This is a genomic window from Candidatus Binataceae bacterium, assembly GCA_035294265.1.
Taxonomy (GTDB): Bacteria; Desulfobacterota; Binatia; order Binatales; family Binataceae; genus DATGLK01.
The window spans coordinates 1-23,528 of sequence record DATGLK010000084.1 but is presented as its reverse complement, the minus strand read 5'-3'; the positions used below and the strand labels follow the sequence as shown (position 1 = coordinate 23,528).

Here is a 23,528-nt window from a genome sequence, read left to right as displayed (position 1 = left end):
CAAAATCCTCCATTGGCTGAAACGGCCGGGCGACCAGGTGCGGCCGGGCGAGCCGCTGGCGGAGGTGGAAACCGACAAGGCCGACATGGTGCTGGAGGCGTTCGAGGCCGGCGTGCTGCAGGAGCTGCGGCTGGCCGAGGGACAGAGCGCGCCGGTGGGCGCGGTTATCGCCCTGCTCGGCGCTCCCGGCGAAGCCCAGGCTCCTTCCCCCACCGCGGCTTCACAGGCGCCGCCAGCGCAAGAGCCCGAAGTTGTCGAAGTGGTCGAGGAAAGGCAGCCCATTACGCCAAGTGCTCAGGCCAAAGATAAACCCCGCGCAATCGGGAGCAGCCCGCGTTTGACTCTTGCCCATTCCAATGCCGGCGAGGCGCGTGGCACGCGGACGGCATCGACCGAGACACCCGAGGTCGAGGCAACCGATCCGGAATCGTTTTTGAGCGCCACCGACGAGCAGCGCTCCGACGCGCCCATCATGGTAGAAGCTCCGGCGCCGGCGGCGGAAGCGACGCCCATGCCGGTGGCGCGCGAGCCGCGCGCCATCTGGGCTGACAACAATCCGGGGCGTATTCGAGTAACTCCGCTTGCGCGCCGGGCGGCGGAAGAGGCGGGGATCGACTTAAGCTCGATCCGCGGTAGCGGGGTGGAAGGTCGGATCACCAAACGTGACGTTGATAGCGTCGTGCGGGCGCGGGCGGCGACCGCGCGCGCCAAGGGCGCGGGTGAGACCGCCGCCGCGGCTGATAGCGCGATACCGGCGGGCGCGGGCGGCGCCGGCGCGGAGCAAGCGGTGGTAATGCGCGAGGCCGCGCGCAATGTGGCGCCCGGAATACCGACCTTCGAGCGCGTGCCGGGGACCTATCAGGCCAACAGCCGGATGCGCCGCGCGATTGCGCAGCGGCTGACCGCTTCCAAGCAGGAGATTCCCCACTACTACGTAACCGTGGAAGTGGATATGGAAGAAGCGGTGCGGCTCAAGAAGTCATTGGAATCAACCAAGCTGTTCGACCAGTCGATCACCTACAACGACATCGTGATCAAGGCCTGTGCGCTGGCGCTGACGCGTCATCCGCATATCAACAGCAGCTTCAGCGAAGGGTCGATCAAGATTCATCCCTCCGTCAACATCGGAGTCGCAGTCGCCGTAGAAGAAGGGCTGATCGTCCCGATTATCAAGGATTGCCAGCGGCTTAGCCTGCCGGAGATAGCGCGCCTGGCGCACGGTCTAGCGGCCAAGGCACAACAGGGCGGTTTCACCGCCGAGGATCTCTCCGGCGGCACTTTCACCATCTCCAACATGGGGATGTTGGGCATCGAGCACTTCGTCGCTGTGATCAACCCGCCTCAGGCTGCGATTCTGGCGGTGGCGGCGATCAAGGAGCGGCCGGTGCTGCGCAACGGTCAGGTGGTGGTTGGCACGACCATGATGATGACGCTGTCGTGCGACCATCGCATTATCGACGGGGTGGTGGCCGGCCGCTTTTTATTGGAAGTCAAGCGTTTTTTGGAAAATCCGCCCAGCCTGTTGATGTAAAGGGAGCCTGCGATGAAAGCGGTAGTAGCGCCTGTTGCCGGCGATGCTTCGGTCTTGCGTGTCAGCCAACAGCCCGCGCCCCAGCCTGGGCCGCAGGAGCTCCTGATCAAGGTCGCCGCGGCGGGACTCAACCGGGCCGATATCGGCCAGCGGATGGGACGCTACGACCCACCGCCTGGAACCACGCCGATCTTGGGGCTGGAGTGCGCCGGCGAAGTGATCGCGGTGGGCGCGGAGGTAAGCGGCTGGCGGGTTGGCGAGCGCGCGATGGCGCTGCTGGCGGGTGGCGGTTACGCCGAGTTGGCCACCGTCCATCATGGCTCGGCTATCCACGTTCCCGCAGCGCTGAGCGACGTTGAAGCCGCGGGTTTTCCCGAAGTGTACCTGACTGCCTACCTCGAGCTGTTTTTATTGGGCCGCGTCGCCGCTGGACAGACCGTGCTGGTTCACGGCGGTGGCAGCGGGGTGGGCACCGCCGCTATCCAGTTGCTGCGCGAGGCTGGCGCCCACTCGATCGTGACCGCCGGCAGCGCCGACAAATGCGAGCGCTGCCTGCGTCTGGGAGCTGACGTTGCGATCAACTACAAGGACGGCCCGTTCGCGCCCAAGGTCAAGGCTGCCACCAACGGCCGCGGGGTCGAAGTCGTGATGGATATCGTCGGCGCACCCTACCTGGCGCAGAATCTGGAGGTCCTGGTCACCGACGGACGGCTGGTGCTGGTGGCGACCCAGGCCGGAGCGCAGGCCGAGATCGATCTGCGCGTGGTGCAGATGAAGCGCTTGTCGATCATCGGCTCGACCTTGCGTGCGCGCACGCCGGCTGACAAGGCCCGCATCGTGCGCGAGTTCCTAAGTCAATTTGGTGCCGCTTTGGAGCGCGGGGCGCTGCGTCCACCAATCGACAGCGTGTTGCCGCTGAGCGAGGTCGCCCAGGCGCATCGGCGCTTGGAGGGAGACCATTTCGGCAAGGTCATTCTGGCCATTGCTTGAGCCGGCATCTGGGTCATCCCTGGCCCGGGCGCCGGCCGCACCCGCCGATCGGTGGTTTGGGGGATGCGACTTAGCGAACTGGATTATGAGCTTCCGCCTGAGCTGATTGCTCAGGAACCGCTGCCGCGGCGCGATAGTGCCCGGATGCTGGTCTTGCAGCGCCGCTCGGGTGCGCTGGAGCATTCGCGCTTCTATAAGTTGGGCCGCTATTTGCGCGAGGGCGACCTGCTGGTGCTCAACGACACCCGCGTCTTTCCCGCTCGCTTGGCGGCGCGCAAGCCCAGCGGTGGTCGCGTTGAGTTGTTGCTGGTGCGGCCGGTGACCGATCCGCCCGGCGGATGGTTAGCCTTGATTCGGGGTCATCGCCCGGCCGCGGCCGGCAGCAGCTTGGCGCTTGAAGGCGGTGGGCGGCTGAGGGTGGTCGCTTGTCCGCGTCCAGGCCGCGTCGTGGTCACCAGCGACTCCGCGCAAGCCATTGAAGAGCTCATCGCCCAGGCCGGACGCTTGGCGCTGCCCCACTACATCAAGCGCGAGGTCTCCGGGCGCGATAGCGCGGAGTACCAAACCGTTTATGCCGCCCATCAGGGTGCCGTCGCGGCCCCTACCGCCGGCCTGCACTTCACCCCGGAGCTGCTCGACTTGCTGCGCGCGCAAGGATGCGCGGTCGCCTGTCTGACCTTGCACATCGGACCGGGAACCTTCGTGCCTTTGCGAGCCCAGGAGGTAGAGCAACATGGGATGGAGGCGGAGTTTTACTCGATTCCGCCCCAGGCGGCGCAAAGCCTGGCCCATGCCCGGCGCGTCGGCGGACGCGTGATTGCGGTGGGGACCAGCTCGGTGCGGGCGCTGGAATCCTACGCCATCACCGGCGATCTGGAGGGTTACACCGGGCTATTCATCTATCCCGGCTTCCGCTTTAAGCTGGTGGAGGGGATGATCACCAACTTTCACATGCCGCGCAGTACCGTGCTTGCGATGGTGATGGCGTTCGCGGGTCGCACGCCTGTGCTCGATGCCTATCACCAGGCGATCCGCCATCGTTACCGCCTGCTCAGCTACGGTGATGCGATGCTGATCCTTTGATGGCCGACCGCTTGCAATTCCAGGCGCTATGCCAAGACGGCGCCGCCCGGCGCGGCCGCATCACTACCGCTCACGGCTCGATCGATACTCCCGCCTTCATGCCGGTGGGCACTTACGGCGCGGTCAAGGCGATGGCGCCGGGGGAGCTGTGGGAGCTGGGCTACCGGCTGATTCTATCCAATGCCTACCATTTGGCTTTGCGCCCGGGCGCCGAGCTGATCGGGCAGCTGGGCGGCGTCCATCGCTTCATGGGCTGGTCGGGGGCGGTGCTGACCGATTCGGGCGGCTTTCAGGCTATGAGCTTGGCGCCCATCCGGCGCATCGAAGAGCAGGGTGTGCGCTTTCGCTCCCATCTGGACGGGCACGCGATGATGCTTACCCCTGAAAGCGCGGTGGCAATTCAGCAGCGGTTAGGCGTGGATATCATGATGGCGCTGGATGAATGTTTGCGCTATCCCGCGGCGCGGACCGAGACCCGGACCTCGCTTGAATTGACCACGCGCTGGGCCGCGCGCGCGCTGGCGGTGCGCGCCGAGGCCGGGCCGGCGCTGTTTGGTATCGTCCAGGGCGGATTTTATGCCGACCTGCGCCGCCTCAGCGCGGAGCAAATAACCGCGTTGCCTTTCGACGGTTACGCGACAGGCGGTTTATCGGTGGGCGAGCCCAAGGCGCTGATGCTGGAGATGGCGGCGCTAACGGCCGCGCACTTGCCCGCCGCGCGGCCCCGCTATCTGATGGGCGTGGGTACGCCGGAGGATCTGTTGGCGGCAGTTGGGATGGGTTATGATTTATTCGACTGCGTGATGCCCACCCGCAACGCTCGCAACGGTAGTGCCTTTACCTCCGCTGGCCGGATCTCGATTAAGCAGGCCCGCCATGCGCGCGACCGCCGGCCCCTGGATGAAGCTTGCGGATGCCGGACTTGTCGCAGCTATACACGAGCCTACTTGCGTCATCTTTATCAGTCGGGTGAGATCCTTGCGGCGCGGGCTTTGACCGAACACAATCTGTATTTTTACGCAAACTTGATGTCGCAGGCGCAAGCTGCTATCGCATCGGGAACCTATGGTCGCATGCGCGCCAGCTTCGAGCGCGCCATGCGAGAGGAAGTGGACCAGGCAAGCTAATGTTTTTCGAGGGAATTGCATATGCCCAGAACAGCGCGGGGCAAAGCGGCGGAACCCAGCAGGTGCTCTACACCACCGTCATCCCGCTGGTCTTTTTGTTCGCGATTTTTTATTTTCTCCTGATCCGGCCGCAGACCAAGAAGGCGGCCGAGCATTCCAAGCTGCTGGCCGGCCTCAAACGTAACGACGAGGTCGTTACTACCGGCGGTTTGCTTGGCCGAATTGTCGAGTTGTCCGATAAGGTTGCCACCCTGGAGATCGCCAAGGGGGTTCAGGTCCGGGTAGAGCGCTCGCAAATCGCCGGCCTGTCGGCCTACGGCAAGAGCACCAAGGCGGTGAGCTAGTGGCGTGTCATCTCGTACGGCGGCCACTCGTTTGTCAGCCCGAGCCAGACCAGGGGGATGAAAGGACTGTGAAGGGCGTGGTAAACCTCACCAAGCTTTCGGACGACCGCACAGCGCTCCGAGTGTGCAAGTTAGTCGCGGGCAGGGCAGTTGGTTGCCAGCACGCGTATCTTTTCTAAGAGGGGCTAAGCTTGGAAAACCAAAATTTCGCGCCAATTCTCATTCTCTTGGCGCTGGGTGCGGCTATTCTCTATCTGTTTTTGACTGGAGGTCGCCCCCTCACTCAGATTTATTTGACCGTGGTCCTGGTGGTGGTGAGCTTGTTGATTCTGGTTCCCAGCATCAACCCCAACCTGCCCGATTGGTGGAAGAGCTGGCTGCCCACGCCCAGGATTCAGCTTGGACTGGACCTTCAGGGCGGCACTCATCTGCTTTTGGAAGTGAAGTTGGATGATGCGGTGAAGACTTCGCTGAGCAGGCGGGCGGAAGATTTAAAGCGCGAGCTCAAGGAAAATAAGATCGCTTATAGCGATATCGCCGTGCAACCTGACGACAGCGTGCTGGTTAAGCTCGCCTCGGTTCAGGACCGCAGTTCGTTTGAAGACTTGGTCGCCAAAAGCTATGGCGACATGCTGGTGCAGTCGGCCAGCACTCAGAGCGGCCCGGCTTTCAGCATGCGGTTCAGACCCGAAGAGGAGCAGAACATTCGCTCCAGCGCGATGGATCAGGCCTTGGAGACCATCCGCAACCGCATCGACCAGTTGGGGGTGCGTGAAACCACGGTGGCGCGCGAAGGCAATAATGAAATCCTGGTCCAATTGCCGGGAATCCAGGATCCCGAGCGGGCCAAAGAACTGATCGGCAAGACCGCGGTACTGGAGTTCAAGCTGGTTGATGACAGCCACAGCGTGGAAGACGCGCTCAAGAACGGCCCGCCACCCGGCGACCAGATCCTCTATGGGCCGGCCGATCAGGGCGGTCGCCAGCCCTATTTGGTCCAGTCGCAGACTGAGATGACCGGTGACGTGGTGACCGACGCCCGGGTGCGGCCGGGAACTCGGCTGGAGGGCCCTTATGTGGCGGTTGACCTCGATGGTCGCGGGGCGCGTATCTTCGACTCCTTGACGGCTGACAACGTCGGCCGACGCCTGGCGATTATCCTGGACAATACGGTCTATTCCGCGCCCGTAATCAAGGAGCGCATTGCCGGCGGTCACGTCCAGATTACTGGGCAGTTCTCGCTCGACGAAGCCCATGACCTGGCGATCGTGCTGCGCTCGGGCGCGCTGCCCGCCCCGGTGGAGATTGTCGAAGAGCGCACCGTGGGCCCCTCCCTGGGGCGCGATTCAATTCGCCAAGGCGAGCTGTCCTTCGTGGTCGGCGCGCTGGCGGTCCTGATCTTCATGGCGCTGTACTACGATAAGGCTGGTTTACTCGCCGATTTCGGCCTGATGCTCAATATCATGCTGCTGGTCTGCGTGATGGCGGCGATGCAGGCCACGCTGACGCTGCCCGGAATCGCCGGAGTTGTGCTGACCCTGGGCATGTCGGTTGACGCCAATGTGCTGATAAACGAGCGTATGCGCGAGGAGCTGCGCAACGGCAAGACCCCGCGCGACGCCGTGCGAATCGGCTACGAACGCGCCTGGTCGGCCATCCACGATTCCAACATTTCAACCTTCGTGGCAGGCTTGATCCTGTTCCAATTTGGGACCGGCCCGGTCAAAGGCTTCGCTATTACGCTGTGTGTGGGAGTGCTGACCGGGCTATTTTCCTGCGTGGTCATAACCCGCATTTGGTATGATTACTTGATCGCATCGCGCCGCCTGGTCCGCATCAGCGTTTGATGCGGCGGGCAGCGTAACTGTGGGAGGCGATTGCGGCCGGACGATGCCGAGCTTGACTCGGTGGGTTCTGACGTACTAAAAAAAGTCCGTTTGTGGTGGCTCGAATCCGACCGATAGGGTTTGCGTTCCAGCTTTCATGAGTCCGACGATGATAGCCGATAAAGAAGACCTGCTGCTCAATTCCAGAGAAGTGGCCTTCCTGCTGGACTTGAGCCCCGATACGGTCAACGAGTTGGCTCGTCGCCAGGCCTTGCCGGCCTTCAAAAAAGGGCGCCAGTGGCGCTTTCGCAAGCGCGACATCCTGTCTTTCAAGCGCCAACTCAAGGGACTTAACGTCGCAGCCTAGGCTTTGGCGGCTGCAGCTCAACCGGGAAACCACGCGTTATGGGCGAACCGCACGAAAGCCGGGTATATTCAGATTTTGCGTTTCTTTATGACCGCTTCTTTGGCCGCGCTTTTGTCGACGCCGAGCATCAAGTGATCGAATCCCTCAACTTGCGCCCCGGCCAGCGCGTCCTGGAGGTCGGCGTGGGCACCGGAATTTCCCTCGATGCCTACCCACCTTACGTCCATGTGGTCGGTATCGACCCCTCCCCGGATATGCTCGAGCATGCTCGTGCCAAGGCCCGCGAAAATAGCTGGGCCCACGTCGAGTTGATGCCGGGTGACGGTAGCCATTTGCCGATGCCCGATGACAGTTTCGATGTGGTCTGCGCCTTTCATGTGGTGACCGTGGTGCCCGACCCGCGCCAGGCGATGCGCGAGATGCACCGGGTGTGCAAGCCGGCGGGCCGGATCGTGGTAATCAACCATTTTCGCAGCGAAAAACCGGTGCTAGGCTTTTTGGTGGCGATTGCCAATCCGGTTACCAAGCATCTGGGATGGACCACCAAGCTGCGGTTCGGGGACCTGATTGACGGCGTCCCCATGACGGTGGAGCGGCGCGAAAAGGCAAGCTTGCTGCACACCACGATGGTGGCGCGCAAACCGGCCTGAACCGGCCTGCGGGTCCGCCTGCGCGTTTTGCCCTATTGGTTCGGGAGTTCGCTCCGACCGGCTGGTCAGCTCCCGCCTGCTCAATTCGAGGCTGGCATGAGAACCACTCCCATTGTACTGATGACGGTGCTGCTTACCGGCTTTCTTGCCGCGCGTGCCGATTGCGCTCCATACCGGGCAGTTGCGGTCCCCAACGGGGCGACGATTACCGGCCAGGTCAGCTATGCTGGCGCGCCCCCCAAGCCCAAGCGCGTCGCGGTCACCAAGGACAAGGACGTCTGCGCGGCCCAACCCCATTTTGATAATAGTCTGAAGGTCGCTAGCGACGGCGGGATCGCCAATGCGGTAGTATTTATCAGCAATATTGCCCAGGGCGCGCCCGCTAAGCCGCGCGTGGTCACGATGGACCAAAAGGGCTGCCAGTACATTCCCCGCGTGCTCGCTTTTCCCGCCGGCAGCACGGTGGACGTGCTTAATTCCGACGGCATCCTGCACAATATCCATACCTATTCCAGCCTCAATTCACCGGTTAACTACGCCCAGCCCGGCTTTAAGAAAGAGTTACAGATAACCGTCGATCATCCCGAACTGATCAAGGTCACCTGCGACGCGCACGACTGGATGGAAGGTTGGTGGTACGTCTTCGGCAACCCGTATTTCGCCCGCACTGGCGCCGACGGTCGTTTCACCATCAAAGATGTGCCCCCGGGCAACTACAAGCTCACCGTATGGCAGGAAAAGCTGGGTACCCAAAGCCAACCGGTGACGGTCAGCGGCGACCAGACGGTCGCGGTAAATTTCGTCTATCATCCCAAGCCTAATCCTTAAGCGCGCCGCGATAGCATGCTCAAGGCGATCGAACGAATCGACGTAGCGGTGGCGCGGCTGGAACCGGCGCTGGCCACCTATGAGCGCAACTTTGGCCTACGCGCGGCCGGTCAGCGCCACGATGGTGAGCCGATGCTGCTGCCGATTGGCGAGTCGGCGATTGGGTTGATAGCCGCCGAGACGGGAGCGAGGCAGGGGATGGTCGCCTTGTGGCTGTTGGCCGATGATGTCGAGCAGGTACGGGCGGCGCTGACCCGAGCGGGGTTCGGCTGTCGCCCGATGCGACGCCAGGGGGCGATGCGAGTCGTGGAGGTCGAGCGCGGGTGCGGCCAAGGGCCGCTGTTCATCTTCGATCGCCGTCCCTAAGCACGCTGCCCGGCATTTCTGGCCTAGTTATCGAATCACCTTTCGCCACCTACAACCAGGCTGGGAGCGTCGCCCGTCCAAGCCCGCGTCAACAAACCCAGAGCCACCGGATCATTTCCAGCAGATCCCCCGACTACCTTTGACAATCAATCTTTTGACAATCAATCTTTGGGCAGCTATGGTCAGACTGCAACGTGCGGAGGCTTCAATGGCTGCCCTAAAGAAGGCGGCCTGGTTTTGTGGTTCCGGCGGAATCGGGAGAAAAGGACTAAAGGAAGATGAAAAAGCTTCTGGGTGCGTTAGCGTGTTTGGCACTTCTGGTGCCGCTGTCGGGCGGGCTTGCCCAGGGGCAGTCGTCGCCTAGCCCCACGGTCTGCCCTGTTAACTACCAGTGTTCGCTATTGGTTACCGGAAACTTTCCGCTGGAGGGACAGCCCACCGATGGCCACCCGAGTTCCATCGTTGGCTTCCTCAGCTTCGACGCCAACTCCAACATTACCGGCATAGTTTCAATTAATGAGAATGGACACACAGCAACTAACATTAGTCTGACGGGTGACAACGCAAAATGCACTTCGGGCTCTGCGACTACCTTGGGTACGCTCACCGCGACGGTAACGCTGCCTAATACCTCGACCACATTTACGCTGACCTATGACTTCGTCACGGCGACAACCACCGCAGGGCAGGAGCTGATGCTTTCGGGTGAGACGACGACCAGCCCGGCCGACACTCCCGTAAGCGTTGGTATTTGCAAACCCTCGGCGGTGGCCTGAGTTGGCGATGAAGACGCTCCTAGCTGCGGGATTCCTTGCGCTGACGATGGGAATCGCAGGGTGTAGCGGTAGCAGTTCTTCGCCGGCCCCCTCGCCGACTGCGACGGCTACCCCGGCGCCAACTGCCACGGCAACGGCAGCTTCGCCGACCGCCACTGCCACTCCGAGTCCGCAGCAGCGCGCGACCTCCAATTTTAGCCGGCGGGCCGGGGTGATTATCCACTAAGCCCTCCGGCTCACACTGGCAAGTCCGCTCGGCGCGCAAACGACCGAGAAGTTTGCGCGCCGGGACGGTGTGAGTCTGCCACCTTCCTTAATCCAAACGATCGGGGAGAAAAGCGTCCCCATCGTGACCCGCAAGCGGGAAAAAATCCGAAAATGACGGCGCTGACCCAAGCCGGGTTTGGCTGTCGCCCGATGCGACGCCAGGGGGCGATGCGAGTCGTGGAGGTCGAGCGCGGGTGCGGCCAAGGGCCGCTGTTCATCTTCGATCGCCGTCCCTGAGCGCGCTGCCTGAAATCAGCCCTGGAACAGTTCTTCGACCTGGCGCTGAAGGGTTTGGGTCAACTGCGCGCGATCCGATGAGCGCAGATTAGCGGTGGGGATCGGCGCTCCGAAAGATAGCCGGATCGTGCGATGGGGACGAATCGTCAAGGCGCCGCGCGGATGGATGGCGCCGCTGCCGCTAATCGCCAAGGGCACGCACGGCAGCCGGGTGAGAAGTCCCAGCCATGCCGCGCCCTCGTTGAAGGGATGGATACGGCCGTCGCCGAAGCGATGGCCTTCGGCGAAAAAGACCACGGCGAAGCCGCGCCGCGCGATCTTCACTGCCCGTCGAACCTCGCGCCCACCCTCCTGGCGGCCGATCACGATATGGCCCGAGCGCCACAGCGCATAGCCGAAAGCCGGAATCTTGAGCAGCTCTTTTTTGGCGACAAAACGTACCGGATGGGGCAGGTAGCCGAGCAAGGCAAAGATGTCGAACATGCTTTGATGGTTGGTGACCACGATGCAGCCGTCCAGGCCGCGGAGGTGGTCCAGGCCGCGAAACTCCACCTTGACCCCGCTGGTACGGATGATCGCGCGGCTCCAGATCCGCCCCAGCACGTCGACTCCGCGCCCGCCCGCGAAGGGCGCTACCAGCGCCGCGATGGGCGACACGACCATCGTGTAGATGACCGCCATCACGGTGGCTAGCACGCCCCAGCAGCGTTCCAGCAGCGAGCCAGCCTGGAAAGCGGTATGGGATTCCATCTCGCAGGCTGTTTTAAGGCCTTGAGCGCAACCGATCAACCCGATCTTGCCGATCGCGACTTGCGCCGGCCCCAAGCGCGAGGGTCGTCAGTGGGCTCGCACCGAAGCCGTGCGCTGTGGCTTGGTTGCGATGTCGCGGGCCTCGCCCCCGGTGCTGTGGCGCGGTACGAACCAAGCCGCCGCGGCCAGAACCAACAGGACGGTTTGAGCTGCCAAGCTTTGCACGGTGGGAAAGATACCTAGCACCGGGATGGTGGGCACATGGGCGATGAAGGTGGCGCCGACGACCTCGGCCTCCTGCAAGCTGCCCACCGCTTGGCCGATAAACACCACCGCCAAGCCGTAGAGCAAAAGCGAGGTAACGCGAAAGAAATGGCGCAGCGGGATTCGCGCCAGCACCCCTTGCAAGCCGAAGAACACCAGCGCCAGCGCGATTGCCGCCAAGCCCATCCCGGCCCAGATCGCATGTCGCTCGGTCCCGGCTGAAGCGCCCCCCAGCAAGGCCTGGAAGAAGACTATTGTTTCGGCGCCCTCACGCAGGACCGCCAGGAAGGCACTGAGGCCAAAGGCCAGGGGAATTGCGCGCCGGCCCTGCTGCACAATCTGCTTTTGCAAGAACTCCTGCCAGCGCGAGGCCTGCGTTTTGGCGGTCAGCCAGGAGCTGACGTAAAACAAGGTCAACGCCGCGACGATTTGAAACACCCCCTCCATCGCGTCGCTGTCGTTGTCGGTAATCAGGGCATTGACGCCCCACGCCAACAGCAGGCTGACCACGATTCCTAACCCAGCGCCCAGATAGATTTCTCGCACCTTGGAGGCCCGGCCCATTTGCCTAACCCCGGCTGCCAGGGCCACCACGACTAACAGCGCTTCGAGTCCCTCGCGTAGTAAGATACCAAAGGCGTAGAGAAAATAAGGGATTGCGGTTGTAGCCATGGCGATATTGAGAATTATTATCAAAAAACCGCTGGCGGTCAACCTGGGTCAGCGCCAATCTATTAGGCGCTTGCTTCCTCAGGCGGATGTGTGATGGGACAAGACGGGACTTCAGTGGCGCAGCCCTGTAAAATTCATTCTGCGCGCGGGGCTTGACGGCAGCCGCCGGCGGAGCAAGATACAGACGAGGCAGGAGCGGGGGATAGTGGTACGATGGCGGTTAAGGCGTTCATACTGATCGATACCGCTCCCGGGAAGGCTCGCGAGGTGGCGGGGCGCTTGCGCGGGGTTAAGGGCGTCGCGGCCGCCCATACCGTGGCCGGTCCCCACGATATTATCGCCTTGGTCGAAGCCACCGACGTGACTGCGTTGGGGGAGCTGGTGGTCCATCAGATTCAGAGCGTCAATGGCGTCAGTCGCAGCCTGACTTCGATTGTGGCGGATTGAAAGCGGGTCGCGCGCAGCCCATTGGCATGTTTCAAAGGGTGTGAGCATGGTCGAGTTGCCTGTTATCAAGCGGTTGCGCAAGGAGATGGAAAATCTCAAGCGTGAACTAACCATCGATTTGCCCAAGGAGCTAGAGCGCGCTCGGGCGCATGGAGATTTGTCGGAAAACGCGGAATATGCGATGGCCAAGCAGCGCCAAGAGTTTCTGCGCGCGCGGCTATCTAATTACGAACTGCGAGTAGCAGAGCTGGCCCGTATCAACCTGGAATCGGTGCCGCGCGATACCGTGGGGTTAGGCAGCAAGGTGGAAATCGAAGACGAAGAGGGGGCACGCACGGAATACGAAATCGTAGTCCCCGAGGAGGTCGACGCCACGCTCAACCGAATCTCGCTGGCCTCCCCATTGGGCAAGGCGATGATCGGGCGAGGCGAGGGGGATGATTTCGAAGTGCAAACGCCCAAGGGCAAGCGCGCCTATTCGGTGGTACGCCTGCACACCATCCACGATTTGCTGGAATCCAACGGCAGCCGCGAAAGCTAGGCTGGCGCTCATTACAAAACAGGCGCTCTTGTCGGGCCCCAATCCCTTCCTCGCCAGGGGAAGGCGCAGAGAGGGCTCTGGCGCAACGAGTTCTCAGCGGAGTAGAAGGCCGCCCACTGACGCGCGCACGAGAAACCCTGACCGAGCGGTTGACAAGATGCGAGCGCTTGGATAAGGCTTCTAGGCGACAGTCGGAATTATTGCCTTATCAAGAGCGGCGGAGGGACAGGCCCGACGATGCCGCAGCAACCGGCCCAACCTGGGTGCTGGTGCTAATTCCGGCAAGGTGCCCCTGGTCGGGGCAGCCTTGGAAGATAAGGTGAGAGCGAAAGCCCCTCCCTTATCGAATTGGGGTGGGGTTATAACCCCTCCTTACTAAAGCCAGTCGATGCCCCGGCCACTATTTTGTGGTGGAAGGTGTGACCAGCGTAACTGGCAAAATCTTGGTGATTGGCGCGGGAGGCTTGGGATTGCCCGCCGCATCCAGCGCGGCTGGCGGCGGTGCCACTGACATCACGCTGATCGATCCCGACATGGTGGAGCTCTCCAACCTGCCGCGCCAGACCCTGTTTTTCGAAAGCGACGTGGGATGGCCCAAGGCGGAGGTTGCGGCCCGCCGCCTGGAGGAGCGTTTCACCGGCCTGCGGTCGCGCGCGATCGTGGGGCGAGTGGAGGCCAGCACCGCGATGGCCCTTATCTCCGCTCACGATTTCGTGATCGATGCCACTGACGACCCGGCCACCAAGTTTCTGATCAACGACGTTTGCCTGGCTACGGCGCGCCCCTTCGTCTATGGCGGTGTGCTGGGCTTTCAAGGGCAGGCGCTGACGGTGGTGCCGGGGCACAGTGCCTGCCTGCGATGCCTGTTTGAGGCCCCGCCGCCCGCGACGGAGGGGGCAAGCTGTCGCGAAGCTGGAATCCTGGGCCCGCTCGCTGGCTTTATTGGCAGCCTGCAAGGAGGGGAAGGGGTCAATTATTTGCGCCGCCAGCCGCTGGCGCTAGTGGGGCGGCTGCTTACTTATGATCTGCGGCGCGGTGGGGTCCGCCAAGTCGCGGTGCAGCCCCGCGCGGGCTGCCAATGTGGCGCGGCAGAGATTTTCGGTGAAGGCTATCAACACAAGGAACGGCCATGAGCTACGTAACTGAACTGCGATGCCGCGAATGCGGGCAACAGTACCCCGTGCAACCGCTGCATGTCTGCGAGACCTGCTTCGGTCCGCTGGAGATTACCTACGACTACGCCCGCATCCGTGCCGTGCTTACCCATAAATTGATCGAGAGCCGGCCGCGCAACCTGTGGCGCTATCGCGAGCTGCTGCCGGTGGATAGCGAGCCCGAAGCCGGCCCTAATTCCGGCTTTACCCCGCTCCTGCACGCCCGCCGGTTGGGCGCCGAACTGGGTCTGCCGCGGCTCTATCTCAAAGACGACACCGTCAACCATCCCACCTTGTCCTACAAGGACCGGGTGGTGTCGGTGGCCATTACTAAGGCGCGCGAGTTCGGCTTTACCACGGTGTCGTGTGCGTCCACCGGCAATCTGGCCACGGCGGTGGCGGCCCACGCCGCGCGGGCTGGACTTAAATGCTACATTTTCATGCCCGAGGGGGTGGAGGCCGGAAAAATCGTCGGCTCTGCCATTTATGGCGCACAGGTGGTGACCATTCGCGGCAACTACGACGACGTCAATCGGCTATGCAGCGAGATCGCGGACAAGTACGGGTGGGCTTTCGTCAACATCAACCTACGGCCCTACTATACCGAAGGCGCCAAGACCTTCGGCTTCGAGATTGCCGAGCAATTGGGCTGGCGGCTGCCCGATCATGTGGTTATTCCCACCGCTGGCGGCACGATTTTGCCCAAGGTCGCCAAGGCTTTCAAAGAATTCAAGGATCTGGGCTTGGTGCGCGGCAACGAGCCGCGGATTTACACCGCGCAGGCGGCGGGATCGGCCCCGGTGGTGACCGCCCTGCACAAGGGGGCCGACCTGATCACCCCGGTCAAACCCGAGACCATCGCCAAATCGATCGCGATTGGCAACCCGGCCGACGGTTATTATGTGCTGCGCGCGGTGCGCGAGTCGGGCGGCTGGGGCGAGATGGCCACCGATCCCGAAATCATCGATGCGATCAAGCTGCTGGCCCGCACCGAGGGGGTTTTCGCCGAGCCCGCCGGCGGTACTACCCTGGCGGTGACCTTGAAGTTGCTGGAGCAAGGGCGGATCTCGCGCGAGGATTGCGTGGTCGTCTCGATTACCGGCAACGGCTATAAGACCTTGGAAGCGGTCGCCGGCGCGATCGAGCAGCCTTCGGTAATCGACGCACGCCTGAAGGATTTTGACGCCCTGTTCGAGCGGCTCGGCGGTGCCAAGCCCGCTTTGGCGGGCGCGGCTTAAATTTTTAACTCAGGAGGTCAACAACCAGATGCCAGTCCGGGTACGGGTCCCCACTCCCTTGCGCAAGTTTACCGCCGGCGCGGGCGAAATCGGCGCTGCCGGCGCCAATCTCAAGGATGTCATCGAAGATTTGGAGCGTAATCATCCCGGGTTGCGCGAGCGGCTGCTCGATGAGAACGGCCAGATTCGCCGCTTCGTGAATATCTATCTCAATGGCGACGACGTGCGGTTCCTTGATCAGCTAAACTCACCGGTCAAGGATGGCGACGATATCTCCATCGTTCCTGCGATTGCCGGCGGCCGCTAATCCCCAGCCCGGGCCCGGCGCGCGCGCCCTCAGCGTGTTGGACCTGATCGGCAACACTCCGCTGCTGGAGATCTCACGCCTGACCGCGGGCTTGCTGCGGCCGGGCGTGCGGATCTTTGCCAAGCTGGAGGGCTTCAACCCCGGTGGCTCGGTCAAGGACCGCGCCGTGCGCAAAATGATCGAGGTTGGCTTGGCCAGCGGGCTGTTGCAGCCGGGCAAGACCATTATCGATTCGACCTCGGGTAACACCGGGATCGCATTGGCGATGGTGGGTTCGGCGTTGGGCTACCCGGTGGAACTGGTGATGGCCTCCAACGTGAGCCAGGAGCGCAAGCGGATTATCGCGGCCTTTGGCGCCAAGGTGGTCTTCTCTGATCCGCTGGAGGGATCCGACGGCGCCATTCTGCGCTGTCGCGAGCTTATCGCCCGCGACCCCCAGCGCTACTTCAAACCTGATCAGTACAACAACGAGGCCAATCCGCAGGCCCACTTCGAGACCACCGGTCCCGAGATCTGGCACCAGACCGGCGGCGCCATCAGCCACTTTATCGCCGGGATCGGCACCAGCGGTACGCTGATGGGCACTGGCCGTTATCTCAAAACTCGCGACGCGGCCATCCAGGTCATCGCGGCCGAACCGGCCGACGCGATGCACGGGTTGGAGGGACTCAAACACATGGCCTCCTCGATCGTCCCCGGCATCTACCACGAGGATCAGATCGACCGCAAAGTTCCGGTGGAGACGGAAGACGCCTACGATATGGTCTATGCGCTGGGCCAGGTCGAAGGGTTGCTGGTGGGTCAATCTTCAGGGGCCGCGATGGTGGCGGCGCTGAAGGTCGCGCGCGAATTGCGCCAGGGTTGCGTGGTGACGGTATTTCCCGATTTGGGCGATAAATATCTCTCCACTAACTTGTGGATTGGCTGGAAGGCCTGGACTCCGCTCAAACTCAAGCGCCTGCTGGAGAAGCTATGAACCCCCGGCGTCATCGCGAACGCTACTATCTGACCTATCCCAGCGCGCTCATCCGCGAGCCGCTGCTTTATCAACTGGTCAAGAAATTCGACCTTGCCTTCAATATTCGCGGTGCCAGCGTCTCCGACCAGATGGGGCTGGTGGCACTGGAGTTCGACGGCACCGCCGACCAAATCGAGGGCGCCATCAAGTATCTGCGTTCGATGGGCGTAACGGTCGAGCCGATCGAAAAAAACATCATCGAATAGCCATTTTGCTCACCGACGCCCAAATCGATCGCTACAGCCGGCAGATTATTTTGCCCGAGGTCGGTGGCCGCGGCCAGCAGCGACTGAGCCAAAGCCGCCTCGCGCTGGCCGGCGATCCCGCCGCACTGGAAGCGATATTGCCCTATCTGGCGGGCGCCGGCGTGGGCTGTATTCACTTGCCGCTGGTGGGCCAGCCGCTGGCGCGAATGTGCGCGGCGATCGCGAAGCGCAACCCTGAGGTGCGCCTGGAGCCCTGGCAGGACTCTTCGCCGCCGGCCGACCTGACCGCGTTCGTGCTATCTCGCGAGAGCGAATTGCCATCGCTGGCCGCCCTCGACCACAGCGGCGTCAGGCCGCTGATGTTGATACGGCTGATCGCGCCGCGCGCCATCGTGACCCTCGCTTCGCGGCCACCCTGCCTGGCCTGCGCCGATCCGGCCCTGCTTGCGCCCGCCTGCCAAGAGCCGGGGTCTATCGAACTGCCCGCCGAAGCGATCGCGATTGCGGGCGGCGGCGAAATTCTGTTGCAACTGCTCGCCCTTGCCGCACCCGCCGCTCGGCTGCTCCGATGCTCGGGTTATGAGCTGAACCCCTGCACGCTCGCCGCTGGCACGTGCTGCCAGCGCTGCGCTTGACGCCCACTTCATGCTTGCGCCATGAAGCTTACTCCCAAGGCCTGGCTGCTCGATTTCGACAACACGCTGGCGGCCCTGGAGGTCGAGGTCGACTGGGAGGCCAGCCGCCGCGCCTTGGAGCCGATGCTGCGCGGGGCAGGCGTGGACCCACAGCTATTCGTCGAAATCCCCAAGGGTAATTTGCCGCTCTACGCCGCCCTGCACGCCCGCTTCCACGCTGCTCCCGGCCCAATCGATCCGTCACGAGGTGCCCTGCTAAGGGCTGCCAGCGCGCTTATCGAGCGTTATGAGCTGGCCGGTGTGGAACGCGCGCAGCCGCTGCCCGGTGCCTTGGAGTTGTTGCGAGAACTCCAGGACCATGCCGCCATTGTCACCTCCAACTCCTCGCTTACGGTGGCGCGCTGGCTCGACCGCCATTCGATCTATCTGCCGAACGACAGGATTATTGGGCGCAACAGCGAGCTTGCCCTCAAACCGTCCTCGCAGATGGTCGCACTCGCGCTGGCGCGACTGCGCGCCCAGCCCGATGACGCGCTGTTCGTAGGCGACAGCCTGGCCGATTTGCAGGCCGCGCGCAGCGCCGGTGTCCGCTTCGCCGGAGTAGGCTTCTCGCAGCGCGCGCGCCAGCGCTTGCAGGAGGCGGATGCGACCCACGTCTTCGCCTCGCCCGCGGCACTTTTAGCCTGGATACAAGCCGGACGGGCGACCGCTTGATCCGAAGTCCAAAATAAGCAACTAATATGACCCACTAAGTCTTTTATTTGGGGAATGAGGTTAATGGACGAAGGATTTACCTTGTGGTTCACGGGTCTGTCAGGAGCGGGCAAATCGACGCTGGCCAATGCGGTAGCGCAAGAATTGCGCCGGCGCGGACGGCGAGTGGAAATTCTTGATGGCGACGAGGTGCGGACCAATCTCTCTAAGGGGCTGGGCTTTTCCAAGGAAGATCGCGACACCAACATCCGGCGGATCGGTTATGTCTGCCGGCTTTTGGCCCGCAACGGCGTAATCGCGGTGTCGGCCGCGATTTCGCCTTATCGCGCGGTACGCGACGAAGTGCGAGCGGCGCATGAGCGCTTTTTTGAAGTGTACGTGAAATGCCCGCTGGAGACCCTGGTCCGGCGCGACGTCAAGGGCTTGTACGCCAAGGCGCTTAAGGGCGAGTTGCCGGGTTTCACCGGGGTTTCCGATCCTTATGAGGAGCCTTTGACGCCCGAGCTGGTGATCGAAAGCGACCGTGAGAGCGTTGCGGACAGCCTGGGTCGATTGCTCACGGCATTGGAAGCGGCGCGGCTGGTCAGCGCCAATGGAGCACGGTGATGGGCGAGTTGGAACGCGAGACGATTACTCCTCACGGCGGCGATGGGTTGGTTAATCTGCGGGCGCCGGCGGCCGAGCGCGAGGGTTTGGCGCGCCATGCGCAGGGACTGGCGGTGGTCAGCCTCAATGCGCGCGATCTGTCCGACTTGGAAATGCTCGCCATTGGCGCCTTTTCGCCCCTGGACGGCTTCATGGGCGAGGCCGACTACACGCGCTCGCGCGACGAGATGAGATTGGCCTCGGGCGTGCCCTGGCCGATTCCGATTACGCTGGGTGTGAGCGAGGCGCAGGCCAAGGCAATCAAGCCCGGGGCGCAGGTGGCGCTGGCCACCGAGGCCGGGCAGCGCTTGGCGGTGATGGCGGTCAGTGAAGTCTTTCGGGTCGATCGGGTCGCCGAAGCCAGTGCGGTCTTTGGCACCGCCGATGAAGCCCATCCCGGAGCCAAGAATGTGCTGGGCCAGCCGCCGCTATGTTTGGGCGGCAAGGTGACGCTGTTCGACGAGATCCCCGATCGTACGTTTCTTGAATATCGGCTGGAACCGGCGCAGACCCGGGCCGAGTTCAAGGCCCGGCAATGGCGCAAGGTGGTGGCCTTCCAGACTCGCAATCCCACCCATCGCGCGCACGAATACATCCAGAAGGCGGCGCTGGAGATTTGCGACGGTCTGCTGCTCCATCCGCTGGTGGGTGAGACTAAGGGCGACGACGTGCCGGCCGCGGTGCGGATGGAATCCTACAAAGTGTTGTTAGAGCAGTACTATCCCAAGAATCGTGCGATGCTCTCCGTGATGCCGGCCCATATGCGCTACGGCGGTCCGCGCGAGGCGGTGCTGCACGCCATTATTCGGCGCAACTACGGCTGCACCCATTTTATCGTGGGGCGGGATCACGCCGGCGTAGGGAACTACTACGGCACTTACGACGCTCAGCAGATCTTCTCGCGCTTCAGCCCCGAGGAGATCGCAATTGTGCCATTGGCCTTCGAACACACCTTCTATTGCCGCCGCTGCGAGGGGATGGCTTCCTTCAAGACCTGCCCGCACACCGACCAGGACCGGGTGATTCTGTCGGGCACCAAGGTGCGTGAGATGCTGCAGCGCGGCGAGTTTCCCCCACCCGAATACACTCGGCCCGAAATCGCCGCCATCCTGGTCAAGGCGATGCGCCAAGCGGGCTGAGCCCTCAGACTTGCGGTCTTGCTAGCGCCATAGCTTGTCCACAACCCCTCGTTCTGCCAATCGCCAGACCTGCTGCGGCAGGACGAGGGGCGTGCATAATGACGCCGCCGACGCGATTTTCTAGCTAGCGCTGACCGCGCCGCCTTACTGACACTTAAGCGAACGTGAACTACGCCGCCCTGGCGCTGTCGCCATTGTTCCTGATCGGTCTGCCGACCGGGGGCTGGCGTGATTGAACGCTTGGTGCGCGAACGGCTCTACGACGCTACCTGCTTCTGTCCAGCGTTACGGACAGTGTCAGAGGGCGTTATTCGGAGCCCGACCCGGAGTTGAGTCGTCGTAACTTCGCGAACGCGTTGGCAGTGCGTGCCCGCGCCTTCGCGGGCCTTAAGCTCGCGCGAATCTCCCGTCTCTACAGTTAAGCCGGCTACAGGTAAAACTTGGCGATTGGCACTGCTTTATACGCCGCAAAAACCGATGAAGCCTGTTGCTGTTGACCTAAGACGATAAAGACGATAGTTTCCGACCGCTTTATTGGGCGTGCATAGGCAGTGCACGCTACAAAAGCAGCAATACACCAGCAGTATTGCCTACCAGCTTTTTCTCCGCTGGTCAGTCGGACCGAAAAGCCCGCTTGAAAGGACCCTAAGCGATGCCAAAGATTGGGCGCGCCCTGACCCCCTTGCTACGCAAGTTGCTTGACAAATCTACCATAAGCGCGTGTTTGGCTGTGTTCGGCTTGGTGGTGGCTCTGGCGGCGTGGGGCGATTCCACCTCGATCGCGATTTCGGCCGGCAGCGTGACGGTGACGAGCAGTTCCTCCACCACCCTCAACATTCCGGTCACGCGTAGCAGCGACACCAGTTATGACGCTTTCGTACAGTACAAGACCCAGGACGGCACGGCGGTAGCCGGGACGGACTACACCGCCGCCAACGGCTCGATCGTGATTCCGGCGGGCTCGACCAGCGCCAATATCCCGGTGACGATTACCGGAGTCAGCAGCAATCCCAGTACCAATCCCAAGACCTTCCAGATGCTGCTTTTGGGCGGGGGCGGGGCGGCGCGAACTTTCACGGCCAGCTTCACCACCGAGCAGCCCTTCACCACGGGCACTTTGCCCTACTCGGTGACAACAGCGGATGTCAACGGCGACGGCCTACCCGACCTGATCGTCGCCAATCGCGTCGACAACACAGTCTCGGTGCTCATCAACACCACCGCTCCAGGTGCCACCACCCCCAGCTTCGCCAGCCAGCAGACCTTCAACACCGAGAGCCGCCCGTACTCGGTGACGGCGGCGGATGTCAACGGCGACGGCCTGCCCGATCTGATCGTCGCCAATGAGGGTGCCAACACGGTCTCCGTGCTACTCAACACCACCACCCCGGGCTCCGCCACTGCCAGCTTCGCCGCCCAGCAGACCTTTGGCACCGGGACCGCTCCGTACTCGGTGACGGCGGCGGATGTCAACGGCGACGGCACGCCCGACCTCATCGTTGCGAACAAAAGCGACGACACCGTCTCGGTGCTGCTCAACACGACTGCGCCGGGTTCGAGCACCGCCAGCTTCGCCACCCAGCAGACCTTCAACACCGGGACCGCTCCGTACTCGGTGACGGCGGCGGATATCAACGGCGACGGCCTACCTGACCTGATCCTCGCGAATTTCAGCGACGGTACGGTCTCGGTGCTACTTAACACGACTACCCCGGGTTCGAGCACCGCCAGCTTCGCCACCCAGCAGACCTTCAACACTGGGAACAACCCGGGATCGGTGACGGCGGCCGATGTCAACGGTGACGGCAAATCTGACCTGATCCTCGCGAACTTCAGCGACGGTACGGTCTCGGTGCTACTTAACACGACTGCGCCGGGTTCGAGCACCGCCAGCTTCGCCACCCAGCAGACCTTCGCAACGATGAGCGAACCGCAGTCGGTGACGGCGGCGGATGTCAATGGCGACGGCAAGCCCGATTTGATCGTCGCGAATGGGGGTGCCAACACGGTCTCGGTGCTGCTCAACGCCACCGCTCCGGGCGCCACCAGCCCCAGCTTTGCCACCCAGCAGCCCTTCACCACGGGCAACAGTCCCGCCGCGGTGACGGCGGCGAATATCAACGGCGACGGCAAGCCCGATTTGATCGTCACCAATGATGGTGACAACACGGTCTCGGTGCTGCTCAACACCACGCCGGCGCCGACCACGAGCTTTGATGCCAACAGCTTCGCCACAGCGCACACTTTTACCGCCGGATCGGGGCCGACCTCGGTGGCGGCGGCGGATGTCAATGGCGACGGCAAGCCCGACCTCGTCGTCGCGAATATCAACGCTAGCACGGTCTCGGTGCTGCTCAACACCACGGCCGCGGGAGCCACCACCCCCAGCTTCTCAACTCAGCAAACCTTTGGTACGGGCAGCGGGCCATATACGGTGGTAACAGCGGACGTCAATGGCGACGGCAAACCCGACCTGCTCCTCGCCAATGAGAACAGCAATACGGTCTCGGTCCTGCTCAACACCACCACGCCGGGCGCCACCACCCCTAGCTTCGCCTCACAACAAACCTTCGGCACCGGCAACTTCCCGCGCGGATTGGCGGCAGCGGACGTCAACGGCGACGGCAAGCCCGACCTCATCGTCGCTAATGAAAACGACGGTACGGTCTCGGTGCTCCTCAATACCACTGCCGCGGGTGCCTCTACCCCCAGCTTCGCCGGCCAGCAGGTCTTCCCCGTCGGGAACGCCCCGATTCCGGTGGCAGTGGCGGACGTCAACGGCGACGGCATGCCCGACCTGGTTGTGGCCAATGATGCGGACGGCACGGTCTCCGTGCTGCTCAACACCACCACGCCGGGCTCGACCACTGCCAGCTTCGCCTCGCAGCAGACCTTCGGCACGGGAAGCTCGAGCAGCCCGACGGCGGTGACGATGGCCGACGTCAATGGTGATGGAAAGCCCGACATTATCGCTACCAACACAAGCAACAGCTCGGTCGCCGTTTTGCTCAACACCACCACGCCTGGCTCCTCCACTGCGAGCTTCCGTGGCCAAGTGACCTTCTCCGCGGTATCCGGACCCAATGGGGTGACAGTGCTGGACGTCAACGGTGACGGCAAGCCCGATATCATCGTGGCGGGCACCGATTACAGCCAAGTCGGGGTGTTGATTAACAACACGACCCCCGGCGCCAGCACTCCAAACTTCAGCACCGTGCAGACCTTCTCCAGCGGCGGCACCTATCCATACGGGGTGGCGGCGGTGGACCTCAATGGCGACGGTCAGCCCGACCTGATCCTCGCAAACAGCAACTCCAGTAATGTTTCGGTGTTGCTCAACTCCCTGTACACGGTCAGCACCTCGGGGAGCCCGGCCACTGGGACGATCAACTACAATGTCCCAACT

At 62.7% G+C, this 23,528-nt stretch carries 26 protein-coding genes and 1 riboswitch; of the genes, 24 read left to right on the top strand and 2 right to left on the bottom strand.

The window, feature by feature from the left end; translation table 11 throughout:
- The 12 genes from VKV28_13325 to VKV28_13270 all read left to right on the top strand — a co-directional run.
- Nucleotides 1-1,531, top strand: a 1,531-nt coding sequence (locus VKV28_13325) for a dihydrolipoamide acetyltransferase family protein (GenBank protein HLH77777.1), incomplete at its 5' end; no start/stop codon positions are given.
- Between the two features lie 12 nt (nt 1,532-1,543).
- Entirely contained in the window at nt 1,544-2,521 is a 978-nt protein-coding gene (locus tag VKV28_13320) for an NAD(P)H-quinone oxidoreductase (protein ID HLH77776.1), read from the top strand.
- Nucleotides 2,522-2,584: 63 nt separating this feature from the next.
- A complete protein-coding gene (gene queA, locus VKV28_13315; GenBank protein ID HLH77775.1) occupies nt 2,585-3,604 on the top strand; it encodes a tRNA preQ1(34) S-adenosylmethionine ribosyltransferase-isomerase QueA in 1,020 nt (339 codons plus the stop codon).
- Nucleotides 3,604-4,731, top strand: coding sequence for a tRNA guanosine(34) transglycosylase Tgt (gene tgt, locus VKV28_13310; protein ID HLH77774.1), 1,128 nt, complete (start codon nt 3,604-3,606; stop codon nt 4,729-4,731). Before queA ends, tgt begins: the two co-directional genes overlap by 1 nt.
- A complete protein-coding gene (yajC, locus tag VKV28_13305) occupies nt 4,731-5,075 on the top strand; it encodes a preprotein translocase subunit YajC (protein HLH77773.1) in 345 nt (114 codons plus the stop codon). The genes tgt and yajC overlap by 1 nt, the downstream gene beginning before the upstream one ends.
- 191 nt (nt 5,076-5,266) lie before the next feature.
- Nucleotides 5,267-6,922 carry a protein translocase subunit SecD gene (gene secD, locus VKV28_13300; protein ID HLH77772.1) on the top strand — a complete coding sequence of 552 codons (1,656 nt, stop codon included), beginning with the start codon at nt 5,267-5,269 and terminating at the stop codon, nt 6,920-6,922.
- 148 nt (nt 6,923-7,070) lie between these two features.
- On the top strand, nt 7,071-7,268 hold the full coding sequence (locus VKV28_13295) for a helix-turn-helix domain-containing protein (protein HLH77771.1): 198 nt from the start codon (nt 7,071-7,073) through the stop codon (nt 7,266-7,268).
- Nucleotides 7,269-7,306: 38 nt separating this feature from the next.
- Entirely contained in the window at nt 7,307-7,918 is a 612-nt protein-coding gene (locus VKV28_13290) for a methyltransferase domain-containing protein (protein ID HLH77770.1), read from the top strand.
- A 96-nt stretch (nt 7,919-8,014) separates the two neighbouring features.
- Nucleotides 8,015-8,746, top strand: coding sequence for a carboxypeptidase regulatory-like domain-containing protein (locus tag VKV28_13285; GenBank protein ID HLH77769.1), 732 nt, complete (start codon nt 8,015-8,017; stop codon nt 8,744-8,746).
- 15 nt (nt 8,747-8,761) lie between these two features.
- Nucleotides 8,762-9,112: a VOC family protein gene (locus VKV28_13280; protein HLH77768.1), complete on the top strand. Its 351-nt coding sequence runs from the start codon at nt 8,762-8,764 to the stop codon at nt 9,110-9,112.
- A 278-nt stretch (nt 9,113-9,390) separates the two neighbouring features.
- The gene (locus VKV28_13275; GenBank protein HLH77767.1) at nt 9,391-9,888 is read left to right on the top strand and encodes a hypothetical protein; all 498 of its coding nucleotides are present in this window, start codon (nt 9,391-9,393) and stop codon (nt 9,886-9,888) included.
- 378 nt (nt 9,889-10,266) lie between these two features.
- Nucleotides 10,267-10,392 (top strand): hypothetical protein, encoded by a 126-nt coding sequence (locus VKV28_13270; GenBank protein ID HLH77766.1) that lies wholly within the window; start codon nt 10,267-10,269, stop codon nt 10,390-10,392.
- 15 nt (nt 10,393-10,407) lie between these two features.
- Here the strand turns inward: VKV28_13270 and VKV28_13265 are convergent, their stop codons facing one another.
- Nucleotides 10,408-11,142, bottom strand: a complete 735-nt coding sequence (locus VKV28_13265) for a lysophospholipid acyltransferase family protein (protein ID HLH77765.1) — start codon at nt 11,140-11,142, stop codon at nt 10,408-10,410.
- A gap of 87 nt (nt 11,143-11,229) precedes the next feature.
- Complete coding sequence (locus tag VKV28_13260; protein HLH77764.1) at nt 11,230-12,078, bottom strand: FTR1 family protein; 849 nt, start codon at nt 12,076-12,078, stop codon at nt 11,230-11,232.
- Nucleotides 12,079-12,291: 213 nt separating this feature from the next.
- Between VKV28_13260 and VKV28_13255 the strand changes: the two genes are divergently transcribed.
- The 12 genes from VKV28_13255 to VKV28_13200 all read left to right on the top strand — a co-directional run.
- Nucleotides 12,292-12,525, top strand: coding sequence for an Lrp/AsnC ligand binding domain-containing protein (locus tag VKV28_13255; protein ID HLH77763.1), 234 nt, complete (start codon nt 12,292-12,294; stop codon nt 12,523-12,525).
- 46 nt (nt 12,526-12,571) lie between these two features.
- Nucleotides 12,572-13,066 (top strand): GreA/GreB family elongation factor, encoded by a 495-nt coding sequence (locus tag VKV28_13250; GenBank protein HLH77762.1) that lies wholly within the window; start codon nt 12,572-12,574, stop codon nt 13,064-13,066.
- Nucleotides 13,067-13,268: 202 nt separating this feature from the next.
- A riboswitch (SAM riboswitch) is annotated at nt 13,269-13,387 on the top strand.
- 98 nt (nt 13,388-13,485) lie between these two features.
- Nucleotides 13,486-14,199 carry a HesA/MoeB/ThiF family protein gene (locus tag VKV28_13245; GenBank protein HLH77761.1) on the top strand — a complete coding sequence of 238 codons (714 nt, stop codon included), beginning with the start codon at nt 13,486-13,488 and terminating at the stop codon, nt 14,197-14,199.
- Nucleotides 14,196-15,458 (top strand): threonine synthase, encoded by a 1,263-nt coding sequence (locus tag VKV28_13240; protein ID HLH77760.1) that lies wholly within the window; start codon nt 14,196-14,198, stop codon nt 15,456-15,458. Before VKV28_13245 ends, VKV28_13240 begins: the two co-directional genes overlap by 4 nt.
- A gap of 28 nt (nt 15,459-15,486) precedes the next feature.
- The gene (locus VKV28_13235; GenBank protein HLH77759.1) at nt 15,487-15,765 is read left to right on the top strand and encodes a ubiquitin-like small modifier protein 1; all 279 of its coding nucleotides are present in this window, start codon (nt 15,487-15,489) and stop codon (nt 15,763-15,765) included.
- Nucleotides 15,719-16,741 (top strand): PLP-dependent cysteine synthase family protein, encoded by a 1,023-nt coding sequence (locus VKV28_13230; GenBank protein ID HLH77758.1) that lies wholly within the window; start codon nt 15,719-15,721, stop codon nt 16,739-16,741. Before VKV28_13235 ends, VKV28_13230 begins: the two co-directional genes overlap by 47 nt.
- Nucleotides 16,738-16,989 carry an NIL domain-containing protein gene (locus VKV28_13225; GenBank protein HLH77757.1) on the top strand — a complete coding sequence of 84 codons (252 nt, stop codon included), beginning with the start codon at nt 16,738-16,740 and terminating at the stop codon, nt 16,987-16,989. The genes VKV28_13230 and VKV28_13225 overlap by 4 nt, the downstream gene beginning before the upstream one ends.
- A 5-nt stretch (nt 16,990-16,994) precedes the next feature.
- The gene (locus VKV28_13220) at nt 16,995-17,624 is read left to right on the top strand and encodes a ThiF family adenylyltransferase (GenBank protein HLH77756.1); all 630 of its coding nucleotides are present in this window, start codon (nt 16,995-16,997) and stop codon (nt 17,622-17,624) included.
- 21 nt (nt 17,625-17,645) lie between these two features.
- On the top strand, nt 17,646-18,338 hold the full coding sequence (locus VKV28_13215; GenBank protein HLH77755.1) for an HAD family hydrolase: 693 nt from the start codon (nt 17,646-17,648) through the stop codon (nt 18,336-18,338).
- A 63-nt stretch (nt 18,339-18,401) separates the two neighbouring features.
- On the top strand, nt 18,402-18,944 hold the full coding sequence (gene cysC / locus VKV28_13210) for an adenylyl-sulfate kinase (protein HLH77754.1): 543 nt from the start codon (nt 18,402-18,404) through the stop codon (nt 18,942-18,944).
- Entirely contained in the window at nt 18,944-20,122 is a 1,179-nt protein-coding gene (sat, locus tag VKV28_13205) for a sulfate adenylyltransferase (GenBank protein ID HLH77753.1), read from the top strand. The genes cysC and sat overlap by 1 nt, the downstream gene beginning before the upstream one ends.
- A gap of 652 nt (nt 20,123-20,774) precedes the next feature.
- Nucleotides 20,775-23,528 (top strand): FG-GAP-like repeat-containing protein (locus VKV28_13200; GenBank protein HLH77752.1); only part of this gene is annotated, 2,754 nt, incomplete at its 3' end.

Coding starts and splice junctions, on each gene's coding strand:
- VKV28_13320 (HLH77776.1), top strand. CDS start 1,544: ATGAAAGCGGTAGTAGCGCCTGTTGCCGGCGATGCTTCGGTCTTGCGT.
- queA (HLH77775.1), top strand. CDS start 2,585: ATGCGACTTAGCGAACTGGATTATGAGCTTCCGCCTGAGCTGATTGCT.
- tgt (HLH77774.1), top strand. CDS start 3,604: ATGGCCGACCGCTTGCAATTCCAGGCGCTATGCCAAGACGGCGCCGCC.
- yajC (HLH77773.1), top strand. CDS start 4,731: ATGTTTTTCGAGGGAATTGCATATGCCCAGAACAGCGCGGGGCAAAGC.
- VKV28_13295 (HLH77771.1), top strand. CDS start 7,071: ATGATAGCCGATAAAGAAGACCTGCTGCTCAATTCCAGAGAAGTGGCC.
- VKV28_13290 (HLH77770.1), top strand. CDS start 7,307: ATGGGCGAACCGCACGAAAGCCGGGTATATTCAGATTTTGCGTTTCTT.
- VKV28_13285 (HLH77769.1), top strand. CDS start 8,015: ATGAGAACCACTCCCATTGTACTGATGACGGTGCTGCTTACCGGCTTT.
- VKV28_13280 (HLH77768.1), top strand. CDS start 8,762: ATGCTCAAGGCGATCGAACGAATCGACGTAGCGGTGGCGCGGCTGGAA.
- VKV28_13275 (HLH77767.1), top strand. CDS start 9,391: ATGAAAAAGCTTCTGGGTGCGTTAGCGTGTTTGGCACTTCTGGTGCCG.
- VKV28_13270 (HLH77766.1), top strand. CDS start 10,267: ATGACGGCGCTGACCCAAGCCGGGTTTGGCTGTCGCCCGATGCGACGC.
- VKV28_13265 (HLH77765.1), bottom strand. CDS start 11,142: ATGGAATCCCATACCGCTTTCCAGGCTGGCTCGCTGCTGGAACGCTGC.
- VKV28_13260 (HLH77764.1), bottom strand. CDS start 12,078: ATGGCTACAACCGCAATCCCTTATTTTCTCTACGCCTTTGGTATCTTA.
- VKV28_13255 (HLH77763.1), top strand. CDS start 12,292: ATGGCGGTTAAGGCGTTCATACTGATCGATACCGCTCCCGGGAAGGCT.
- VKV28_13250 (HLH77762.1), top strand. CDS start 12,572: ATGGTCGAGTTGCCTGTTATCAAGCGGTTGCGCAAGGAGATGGAAAAT.
- VKV28_13240 (HLH77760.1), top strand. CDS start 14,196: ATGAGCTACGTAACTGAACTGCGATGCCGCGAATGCGGGCAACAGTAC.
- VKV28_13235 (HLH77759.1), top strand. CDS start 15,487: ATGCCAGTCCGGGTACGGGTCCCCACTCCCTTGCGCAAGTTTACCGCC.
- VKV28_13230 (HLH77758.1), top strand. CDS start 15,719: ATGGCGACGATATCTCCATCGTTCCTGCGATTGCCGGCGGCCGCTAAT.
- VKV28_13225 (HLH77757.1), top strand. CDS start 16,738: ATGAACCCCCGGCGTCATCGCGAACGCTACTATCTGACCTATCCCAGC.
- VKV28_13215 (HLH77755.1), top strand. CDS start 17,646: ATGAAGCTTACTCCCAAGGCCTGGCTGCTCGATTTCGACAACACGCTG.
- cysC (HLH77754.1), top strand. CDS start 18,402: ATGGACGAAGGATTTACCTTGTGGTTCACGGGTCTGTCAGGAGCGGGC.
- sat (HLH77753.1), top strand. CDS start 18,944: ATGGGCGAGTTGGAACGCGAGACGATTACTCCTCACGGCGGCGATGGG.